Genomic DNA, 9,747 nt, shown 5'->3' on the forward strand with positions numbered 1-9,747 from the left:
GCCCGACCACGAAGGGATCAAGCCTGACCGCCCGGAGTGGGCGGGTCCGGCGGAAACCCGCCCGGGTGAGGCGGCGGCTGCCGGGACGCTGACCATGTACCGGCCGCTGCTGCTCGGCCTGGCCTACCGGATGCTCGGCAGCCGCGACGACGCCGAGGACGTCCTCCAGGAGGCGTACCTGCGGTGGTTGGGCGCTGACCGGGCGGCCGTGCGGGAACCACGCCGCTACCTGACCCGGGTGGTCAGCCGGCTGGCGATCGACCGGCTCCGCGCCCGGCAGGCGAGCCGGGAGACGTACGTGGGTCCGTGGCTGCCCGAACCGGTGCCGACGGACCGGGCGGCGCCCGGCCCCGCTGACCGGGCCGAGCAACGCGAGACCCTCGGGATCGCCCTGCTGCATCTGCTGGAGCGGCTGACTCCCACCGAGCGGGCCGTCTACCTGCTGCACACCGCGTTCGACCTGCCGTACCCGGAAATCGCCGAGATCATCGACCGGACCGTGCCGGACTGCCGCCAGCTGCACCACCGGGCGGTGGCCCGGCTCGGGCGGGACCGGGCCCGGTTCAACGCCGGCCCGGCGGAGCAGGAACGCCTGCTGGTGGCGTTCCTGGCGGCGGCGCAGCACGGGGACCTGCACCGGCTGACCGAGTTGCTCGCCACCGACGTCACGGCGTGGAGTGACGGCGGCGGCCGGACGAAGGCGGCCCGCAAACCGGTGGTCGGGGCCGAGCGGGTGATCCGGTTCTGCACCGGCATCCTCGGCCCGCACCGGCCCACACCGCACAGCCGGTGGCACACCGTGAACGGGCAACCGGCGGTGCTCGTCGAGCGACCGGGCGGGCCGACGTACCTGCTCACGATCGGCGCCGCGAATGGCCGGATCACTGGCCTCTACCTGGTGGCGAACCCGGACAAACTCCGCAGACTGGAGACCCCGGGAACCCTCAGCTGAGGCCGGGGACCGGAGCCGGGAACCCTCAGCTGAGGTCGGGGAACCAGAGCGCGATCTCGCGCTTGGCGCTGTCCGGCGAGTCGGAGGCGTGTACCAGGTTTTCGCGATTCGACAGCGACAGGTCGCCCCGGATCGTCCCGGCCGCCGCGCGCCGTCCATCGGTGGCGCCGACGAGCCCGCGGATCACCTCGATCACCTGATCGCCGGAGACGACCAGCGCCACCAGCGGGCCGGAGGTCATGAACTGCCGCAGCGGCGGGTAGAACGCCTTGTCCACGTGCTCGGCGTAGTGCGTGTCGGCGAGCTGCCCGTCCATCTCGCGCAGCACCATCGCCTCGATGACCAGGCCCTTGCGCTCCAGACGGCCGAGGATCTCGCCGATCAGGCCGCGCCGCACCGCGTCGGGCTTGATCAGTACGAGCGAGCGCTCGTCCGAGCTGCTGGTCGCCACGAATTCCTCCCGGTCACCACTAAGGTCATTACGAAGACAGTGCGGTCAGCGTACCGAGGGGTCCGTTGCGGGCGTACGGCGGGCGTGGCGGCGTCGTCACCGGCAGTCCGCCGCGCCGCGCTGGTCTTTTCATTCCTGGCGCGGCGGGCCTAGCCTGGCATCAACCAGGGAGGTCCACAGTGGCGAACGGTCGCCGGGAAGTCGCACCCGTGCGCAAGCTCATCGCCGCGGTTCTCGGTACCGTGGCCACCTTCGTGATCCTGTTCGGCGCGGGGATGACCAGCTGGGCCATCGTCGCTCTCGGTGGCGCCCTGCTGGCGCTCGCGGTCGGACTGGTCGCGGTCACCGCCGTGCGGACCGGCTCACGCGCCTGGGTGACCGGCTTCGCCCAGGTCCACCAGGTCTCCGAGCCGCCGGCCGCGTACGCCTTCGGCCGCTGTGAGCTCCAGATCGTCATCGACGCCCCCGGACTCCCGGCCCGGTCGGTGAAGGTGATCGACCCACGGGTGCCGGTGGCGAAGTGGCCCACGCCCGGCCAGCTGCTTCCGGTCCGGGTCGCCATCGACGACCAGCGACACGTCCGGATCCTCTGGGACGAGATGCCGACCCACGCCGAGGCCGCCGCCCAGCCGGACCTGCCCGACGAGTACGCCGGGTTCGGTGGTCGCGACGACGAACTGCTGATCGATCAGGAACCTCCGCCGTGGCTGCGGCGCGATCCGGACGACCATCCGTTCGGCGATCCGGACACCGCCGACCTCACCGATGATCTCGGCGCGTTGCGCGGGGACCCGGTCGTGGTGCGTCAGGGGCCGGGGGGCGCGCTGGTCCTGGAGGGCACCCTGGTCGAGCCCCCGTCGGCGCCGCTGCCCCGCCGGCCGAGCCAGCACCCCCAGCCGTACGCCGACGCGACGGCCGACCACGCTGAGCACCCGGGCGACCCGGCCGATCACGCTGAGCACCCGGCTGACCCGCGCGGGACCGCGGCTGACGACCCGGCGGACCATGTCACACCGGGGGTCGCACCGTCCGAGGCTGCCAGGCCCGATCCGGCCGGCAGTGCCGGGTCCGACCGGAGCGACCCCGCCGCTCCCGGCCGGGCCGATAACCCCGGCGCCGGTACGCCGAGCGCGGGAGCCACCGGTCCGGCCGTGCCGAAGCCGTCACCGCCGGCCGACGATCTGGAATTCGACCTCGATCTGCCGATCGACGACCCGGGTCCGGCCCGGACCGCCACCGGCTCGCGCCACCCGGAAACCGACGGACCCGGGGTGCCGGACCGGGACGCGGGGCCCGACCGGGACGCGGGACCGGAACCGCTGGTTGACCCGTCGGCGCCCGACCTCATCGCCGTACCCCCCTCGGGTGCGGGCGGCGATCCGGCCGGTGCCGAGCCGGACGGCGGGCCGATCAGCGGCGTCGGGGTGACGCTGCTGGTCACCGACCTCAACCGGTCGGTGTCGTTCTACCGGGACAAACTCGGCTTCCGGGAGCTCGACGGCGGAGAGGGCAACGCCGTGCTCGCCTCCGGCGGCACCCGCCTGGTGATCCGGGCCATCCCGGAGGTGGCACCGGTGAACCGCCGGTTGGTACACCTCAACCTGGACGTCGGCGACGTCGAGGCGACCTACCAGCAGCTCCGGGCGAAGGGTGTGCGCTTCACCTACGCCCCCCGGGTGGTCAACCGGGGACGCCGGACCGAGTTGGTGGCGGCGGCGTTCCGCGATCCCGACGGGCACGGTATCGCGCTGACCCAGTGGCGCGAGCGGCCGGCGGAACGCACCCCCGTGCCGGAACCACGCTGACGCTCCCGCCGGGGCTCATCCGACGGTGAAGTAGCGCAGGGCGGTGAACTGGGCCTCGATGCGGTTGAGCCAGGATCTGTTCGTCGGTGTGTAGGCGATTTCGACGTTGTTCGCGGACCGCAGGACCATCCGGGCCCGCCGCCATGTCACCACTGAGCCGGTGCCTCTTCAGCCGAGGTGCCGGGCGAAGAACCTCAGCGTGCTCTCCAGCTCGAATGCCGGCATCTCGCCGTGCTTGCCGGGGTTGGCGTGCAACGTTTTTTCGGCCGAGGCCAAGGCGTCGAACAGCGCCAGGCTCTGAACCCGCGGCACCCGCTCATCGTCCCACTGCATCAAGAACTCTACTGGGACGGTGATCCGCGCGGCGGCCTCGGCCGACGCCAGCACCCCGCCCAGGCCCAGTACCGCCGCGCGGACCCGCGGTTCGGCAGCGACGAACGGAACACCGAGTCCGCATCCCAGCGAGACCCCCCAGTAGCCCACCGGGCCGACGCCAACGTGCTCGAGTTGCTGAACCGCGTCCAGGACCGCCCGCCATTCCGGCACGGTCTGGCGGGCTACGAGCGCCTGGAAGCCGGCGATCAGCGGGGCCAACTCTTCACCGGCTTCCACGCGAGCCTGGTTCTCAGTCGCGATCCGGTCGTACTCCTCAACCCTCGGCCGGTCGCCATGGGCGGGAACGTCGACCGCCACGACCGCGAAACCGCATTTGGTCACGAAGCGGCGTGCACGAGCCAGGACGTCAGGGGTCTTCTTGTGCTGACCGCCACCGTGTCCCATCAAGACGAGCGGACGAGTGGTGACGGCACCTTCCGGCGTCCACAACACGCCAGGAATCTCGTCGAGGGTGAAGAGCTGTTCGCGGACGCCGTCGAACGACGTCTCAGAGATGAAGCGCATAGCGGTTCATGCCTTTCGGGATGCCTCTGCGGGCGATCCCTAGGCCATGCGAGGGAGGGAGGCCCGACCTGTCAAAGCGTTGATCGGTCTCACCTCCTCAGTCCATGGCGGTGCACGGCGGCAGGAACGTATCACGAAGGACTCCACCCTGGCCCGGGTGGGATACCGGCAGGGCGAACGTTGCCTGACGCGGCACTAGCTGAGGATCACCCGACGTACGTGCAGGACGTAGCCCCAGACGAGCGCGAAGACCAGGCCGAGCACGAGCAGCGACCAGTGCAGCAGACCGGCCAGCATGAGCAGTCCCTGTATGGCCGTCCCCGCGTGCCAGGCCCACGGCCGGCGTAGCAGCCCGGCGATCAGGATCGCGAGCACGGCCAGCGCGACCACCGAGCCCAGCGCGGCCCCGCTGAGCCGGCCGCCCAGCACCCGGATCGGTTGGATCGCCAGCAGCAGGATCAGCGCCTCCAGCAGCAACGTGGCGGCACCCAGCCCGCGCGCGGCGGCGGCCGGATTACGCAGCCCCGACCGCCGTTCCCCGCTCGGCCGGGGGTTCTCCGGCTCCCCGCCCGGTCCCGGGTCGCTCACCGCTTCAGCAGCCGGCGTGCGTCGGCCACGGTGACCACCGAGCCGGTGATGAGGACACCGACCCCGCTCAGCTCGCCCTCCACCTCCGTCTCGGCGTGTACCACGGCGGACTCGATGGCGTCCGGCATCTCGGCGGCGATCTCCACCCGGTCCGGGCCGAAGATCTCCGCGGCGATCTCGGCCAGCTCCTCGGGACCCATCGCCCGCGGCGAGGTGTTCCGGGTGACCACCACGAAGTCGACCACCGGCTCCAGCAGCTCCAGCATGCTGGCGGCATCCTTGTCGGCCAGGACCGCGACCACCGCCACCAGCCGGCTGAACGCGAACTCCTCGGCCAGCGCCGTCACGGTGGCCGCCATCCCCTGCGGGTTGTGCGCGCCGTCCAGCAGGATCGTCGGCGCCGTCCGGACCCGCTCCAGCCGGCCCGGCGAGCTGGCCGCCGCGAACCCCTCCCGGACGGTCTCCACGTCCAGCTGCCGGCTGGCGCCCGCGCCGAGGAACGCCTCGACGGCGGCGAGGGCCACGGCCGCGTTCTGCGCCTGGTGCGCGCCGTGCAGCGGTACGAAGACCTCCTCGTACACCCCGCCGAGGCCCTGCAGGCTGAGCACCTGGCCGCCCACCGCGACCGACCGACGCAGCACCCCGAACTCGCTGCCCTCGCGCGCGACGGTGGCGCCCACCTCGACGCAGCGTTCCAGGATGGGCCGGGCGGCCTCCTCCTCCTGGGCGGCCGTCACCACGGTGGCGCCGGAGTGGATGATCCCGGCCTTGGCCAGCGCGATGTCCTCGATCCGGTCACCGAGCCACTCGGTGTGGTCCAGCCCGATCGGGGTGATCACGGCGACGCCCGCGCCGATGACGTTCGTGGCGTCCTCGGCACCGCCGAGGCCGACCTCGACGACCGCCACCTCCACCGGGGCGTCCGCGAACGTCGCGAACGCCAGCGCGGTGGTCAGGTCGAAGTACGTCAACGGTTCGTCGGCCCGCTGGTCGACCAGTTCGGCGAGCGGGGCGACCTCCCGGTACGTGGCGACGAACCGTTCCTCGCTCACCGGCTCGCCGTCCAGGGCGATCCGCTCCCGCACGGTCTCCAGGTGCGGGCTGGTGTACCGACCGGTGTGCAGGCCGAAGGCCCGCAGCAACGAGTCGATCATCCGGGCCGTGGACGTCTTGCCGTTCGTACCCGTCAGGTGGATCGACGGGTACGCCCGCTGCGGGCTGCCCAGCAGGTCGAGCAGTTCCTGGATGCGGCCCAGGTCGAACACCATCCGGGTGAAGCCCCGGGCGCCCAGTTCCGCCTCGACCTTCGCGTACTCGGAATCACTCACGCTCACAGCGCCCCTTCCGTTCGCGACTGCGGGGCTGGCAAAACCGGCCATCTCCTCACGCTCACAGCGCCCCTTCCGTTCGCGACTGCGGGGCTGGCAAAACCGGCCATCTCCTCACGCTCACAGCACCTCCAGGGCGGCGGTGACCCGTGCCAGGTCGGCCTCGGCGGCGGCCAGCCGATCCTTGATCTTGTTGACCACCGCCTCCGGCGCCTTGGCCACGAACGCCGGGTTGTCGAGCTTCGCCCGTGCCTGCGCGAGTTCCTTCTCGGCGGCGGTCCGGTCCTTGGTCAGCCGGGCCCGCTCGGCGGCCACGTCGATCGAACCCCGGGTGTCGAGCCCGACGGTGACGGCCGAGGTCACCGCGAGGGTGGCCGTGGCCTGGAACCCGTCGCCGGCCTCGTCGAGCCGGGCCAGCGAACGGATCAGCGGCTCGTGCCCGGCGATGCCGGCCGTGGCCAGCCCGTCGATCCGGGCGGAGACCCGCTGGGTGGGCCGCAGTCCCTGGTCGGACCGGAACCGGCGGATCTCGGTCACCACCCGCTGCAACGCCACGGTCTCGTCCTCGGCCTTCTGGTCGATCCGGGTCGGGTCGCCGGTCGGCCACTGCGCGTTCAGTACGGTCTGCCCACCGGTCAACGCGGTCCACAGCTCGTCGGTGACGAACGGGGTGATCGGGTGCAGCAGCCGCAGCAGCTGGTCCAGCACGTGTCCGAGCACCCAGCGGGTGACGGTGGCCGCCTCCCCGCCGGCGGCCAGCACCGGCTTGGCCAGCTCGACGTACCAGTCGCAGACGTCATCCCAGGCGAAGTGGTAGAGCACGTCGCAGACCTTGGCGAGCTCGTACGCCTCGAACTGCTCGTCGACCTCGGCGATCACCCGCTGCAACCGGGACAGGATCCACCGGTCCACCGATCCGAGGTCGGCCGGCTCGGGCAGCGGACCCGCCGCGTCGGCGCCGTTGATCAGCGCGAACCGGGTGGCGTTCCACAGTTTGTTGCAGAAGTTGCGCGACCCCTGCACCCAGTCCTCGCTGACCGGCACGTCCGCGCCCGGGTTGGCGCCCCGGGCCAGGGTGAACCGGGTGGCGTCGGCGCCGAACCGGTCGATCCAGTCCAGCGGGTCCACCACGTTGCCGAACGACTTGGACATCTTCTTGCCGTGCTCGTCCCGGACCATGCCGTGCAGTGCGACGACGTCGAACGGCTGCCGGCCGTCCATCGCGTACAGCCCGAACATCATCATCCGGGCCACCCAGAAGAACAGGATGTCGTACCCGGTGACCAGCACGCTGGTCGGGTAGAACTTCGCGAGATCCGGCGTCTGCTCGGGCCAGCCGAGCGTGGAGAACGGCCACAGCGCGCTGGAGAACCAGGTGTCCAGCACGTCCTCGTCCTGCCGCCAGCCCGCCCCGCTCGGCGGTTCCTCGTCGGGGCCGACGCACACGATCTGGCCCTCCGGGCCGTACCAGACCGGGATGCGGTGCCCCCACCAGAGCTGCCGGGAGATGCACCAGTCGTGCATGTTGTCGACCCAGCCGAAGTAGCGCTTGGCCAGCTCGGGCGGCTCGATCCGGACCCGGCCGTCCCGGACGGCGTCGCCGGCGGCCCGGGCCAGCGGGTCGGTGTTGACGAACCACTGGAGCGACAGGCGCGGCTCGACGGTCGTACCGCAGCGGGAGCAGTGCCCCACCGAGTGCAGGTAGGGCCGCTTCTCGGCGACGACCCGGCCCTGCTCGCGCAGCGCGGCCACGATGGCCGGCCGGGCCTCGAACCGGTCCAGTCCCTCGAACGGTCCGTGCGCGGTGATCACTCCGCGCTCGTCCATGATCGTCAGGGCCGGCAGGTTGTGTCGCTGGCCGATCTCGAAGTCGTTGGGGTCGTGCGCGGGGGTGACCTTGACCATGCCGGTGCCGAAACTCGGGTCGACGTGCGCGTCCGCCACGATCGGGATCCGGCGACCGGTCAGCGGCAGCTCCACCTCGGTGCCCACCAGGTGGCGGTAACGCTCGTCGTCCGGGTGCACGGCCACGGCCGTGTCGCCCAGCATCGTCTCGGCCCGGGTGGTCGCCACCACGACCTCGTCGCTGTACCGGATCGAGACCAGCTCGCCCTCGTCCTCGGTGTGCTCCACCTCGATGTCCGACAGCGCGGTGAGGCACCGTGGGCACCAGTTGATGATGCGCTCCGCGCGGTAGATCAGGCCGTCGTCGAACAACCGCTTGAAAATCGTCTGTACGGCCCGGGACAGCCCCTCGTCCATGGTGAACCGCTCCCGGTCCCAGTCGACCGAGTCACCGAGCCGGCGCATCTGGCCGAGGATCGCCCCACCGGACTCGGCCTTCCACCGCCAGACCCGCTCGACGAAGCCGTCCCGGCCCAGGTCGTGCCGGGACAATCCTTCGGTGGAGAGCTGCCGCTCCACCACGTTCTGGGTGGCGATGCCGGCGTGGTCCATCCCGGGCAGCCACAGCGCCTCGTATCCCTGCATCCGCCTGCGGCGTACCAGGGAGTCCTGGACCGTGTGGTCGAGCGCGTGCCCCATGTGCAGCACGCCGGTGACGTTGGGCGGCGGGATGACGATGCTGAACGCCGGTTTGGCGCTGTCGGCCGACGCCCGGAAGGCCCCCGTCGATACCCACCGCTCGTACCGCCGCTGTTCTACCTCGCCCGGCTGGTACTGAGCGGGCAGGGTCGGTGCGGTGGGCTGCGGAGAGTTCGGAGTCTCGGTCACCCCAAAAGTCTACGGAGCGCTCCACCGGACTTGACGCGCACCACCACCGGCTCGCGTACGGTGGCGGCATGGCCGCCTTTCCGTTTCCGGACCGGGATCCACCAGCGCACGAGCACCCTTCGGTGGATGTCTCCACGCTTGCCGTCGCGGGCGTCGAAGACGCGGGTTGGGACGAGGCCGTGGATCTGGAACCGACGGCCGAAACCGGGCACCGACCGTGGTCCAGACGCCGGAAGGCGGTGTTCGGTGGGCTGCTGACCGCGGCCGTCGCCGCCGTGGCGGTCGTCGGACCCACGGCCTGGCAGATGGCCACTCAACGCAACACCGTGCTGAGCACCCCGACCACCGTGGCCGGCCTGGCCCGGGACGACAGCAGCCGCGCCGCCGACACGGTGGACTACCTGCGTACGGGGTTGACGGCCGACATCCAACTCGACCGCAGCATCGGAGCCGCCTACCGGGACCCCGCCGATTCGCACCGCAGCGTGCTGCTGGTTGGCGGTACGGCGTTGCTGTGGAAGCCCGAGAAGGAGTTGGACAGCGCCTTCCGGCTGTTGACCGACTCGGCCGGCACCGTGACGGGCCTGCACCGGGTCAACGCCGGCGGGTTGGGCGGCACCATGAAGTGCGGGTCGACCTCCGTCGACGGCAGCGCGTTCGCGGTGTGCGGTTGGGCCGATCACGGCAGCCTGGCGCTGGCGATGTTTCCCGGGCGGGGCGTCGAGGAGTCGGCGGTGCTGCTCAAGCAGATTCGTTCGACGATTCAGTCCCGCGACTAGATTTCGGTCCCGCGACTGAGTTGGACCTGGGCCTCTCGTGGTGGGCGTACAAACGGAAAAGGGCCACCCCCTGTTGGGGGTGGCCCTTTAACCATGTTGAGTCCGGCGGCGTCCTACTCTCCCACATCCTCCCGGATGCAGTACCATCGGCGCTGGTGGGCTTAGCTTCCGGGTTCGGAATGTGACCGGGCGTTTCCCCACCGCTATAACC

At 71.3% G+C, this 9,747-nt stretch carries 9 protein-coding genes and 1 rRNA gene; 3 read left to right on the forward strand and 7 right to left on the reverse strand.

Annotated elements, in window-relative coordinates; translation table 11 throughout:
• The first annotated feature begins 16 nt into the window (after positions 1-16).
• Entirely contained in the window at positions 17-952 is a 936-nt protein-coding gene (gene sigJ, locus ACXN5W_RS23210) for an RNA polymerase sigma factor SigJ (RefSeq protein WP_473160473.1), read from the forward strand.
• A gap of 25 nt (positions 953-977) precedes the next feature.
• On the opposite strand, the gene ndk is transcribed toward sigJ, so the two are convergent.
• A complete protein-coding gene (ndk, locus tag ACXN5W_RS23215) occupies positions 978-1,403 on the reverse strand; it encodes a nucleoside-diphosphate kinase (protein ID WP_473160463.1) in 426 nt (141 codons plus the stop codon).
• 209 nt (positions 1,404-1,612) lie between these two features.
• On the opposite strand from ndk, the gene ACXN5W_RS23220 reads away from it, so the two are divergent.
• A complete protein-coding gene (locus ACXN5W_RS23220; RefSeq protein WP_473160464.1) occupies positions 1,613-3,208 on the forward strand; it encodes a VOC family protein in 1,596 nt (531 codons plus the stop codon).
• Between the two features lie 15 nt (positions 3,209-3,223).
• Here the strand turns inward: ACXN5W_RS23220 and ACXN5W_RS23225 are convergent, their stop codons facing one another.
• The 5 genes from ACXN5W_RS23225 to ACXN5W_RS23245 all read right to left on the reverse strand — a co-directional run bounded on the left by ACXN5W_RS23225 (position 3,224) and on the right by ACXN5W_RS23245 (position 8,757).
• Positions 3,224-3,358 carry a hypothetical protein gene (locus tag ACXN5W_RS23225; protein WP_473160465.1) on the reverse strand — a complete coding sequence of 45 codons (135 nt, stop codon included), beginning with the start codon at positions 3,356-3,358 and terminating at the stop codon, positions 3,224-3,226.
• A gap of 18 nt (positions 3,359-3,376) precedes the next feature.
• Positions 3,377-4,108, reverse strand: coding sequence for a dienelactone hydrolase family protein (locus tag ACXN5W_RS23230; RefSeq protein WP_473160466.1), 732 nt, complete (start codon positions 4,106-4,108; stop codon positions 3,377-3,379).
• A gap of 195 nt (positions 4,109-4,303) precedes the next feature.
• Entirely contained in the window at positions 4,304-4,696 is a 393-nt protein-coding gene (locus ACXN5W_RS23235; RefSeq protein WP_473160467.1) for a DUF4233 domain-containing protein, read from the reverse strand.
• Complete coding sequence (locus tag ACXN5W_RS23240; RefSeq protein ID WP_473160474.1) at positions 4,693-5,964, reverse strand: bifunctional folylpolyglutamate synthase/dihydrofolate synthase; 1,272 nt, start codon at positions 5,962-5,964, stop codon at positions 4,693-4,695. Before ACXN5W_RS23240 ends, ACXN5W_RS23235 begins: the two co-directional genes overlap by 4 nt.
• A gap of 180 nt (positions 5,965-6,144) precedes the next feature.
• The gene (locus tag ACXN5W_RS23245) at positions 6,145-8,757 is read right to left on the reverse strand and encodes a valine--tRNA ligase (protein ID WP_473160468.1); all 2,613 of its coding nucleotides are present in this window, start codon (positions 8,755-8,757) and stop codon (positions 6,145-6,147) included.
• 68 nt (positions 8,758-8,825) lie between these two features.
• Between ACXN5W_RS23245 and ACXN5W_RS23250 the strand changes: the two genes are divergently transcribed.
• Positions 8,826-9,536: a hypothetical protein gene (locus ACXN5W_RS23250; RefSeq protein WP_473160469.1), complete on the forward strand. Its 711-nt coding sequence runs from the start codon at positions 8,826-8,828 to the stop codon at positions 9,534-9,536.
• A gap of 100 nt (positions 9,537-9,636) precedes the next feature.
• On the opposite strand, the gene rrf is transcribed toward ACXN5W_RS23250, so the two are convergent.
• Positions 9,637-9,747: ribosomal RNA gene (rrf, locus tag ACXN5W_RS23255) — 5S ribosomal RNA — on the reverse strand; the annotation flags it as partial.

The sequence above is a fragment of the Plantactinospora sp. A48 genome (assembly GCF_055793945.1).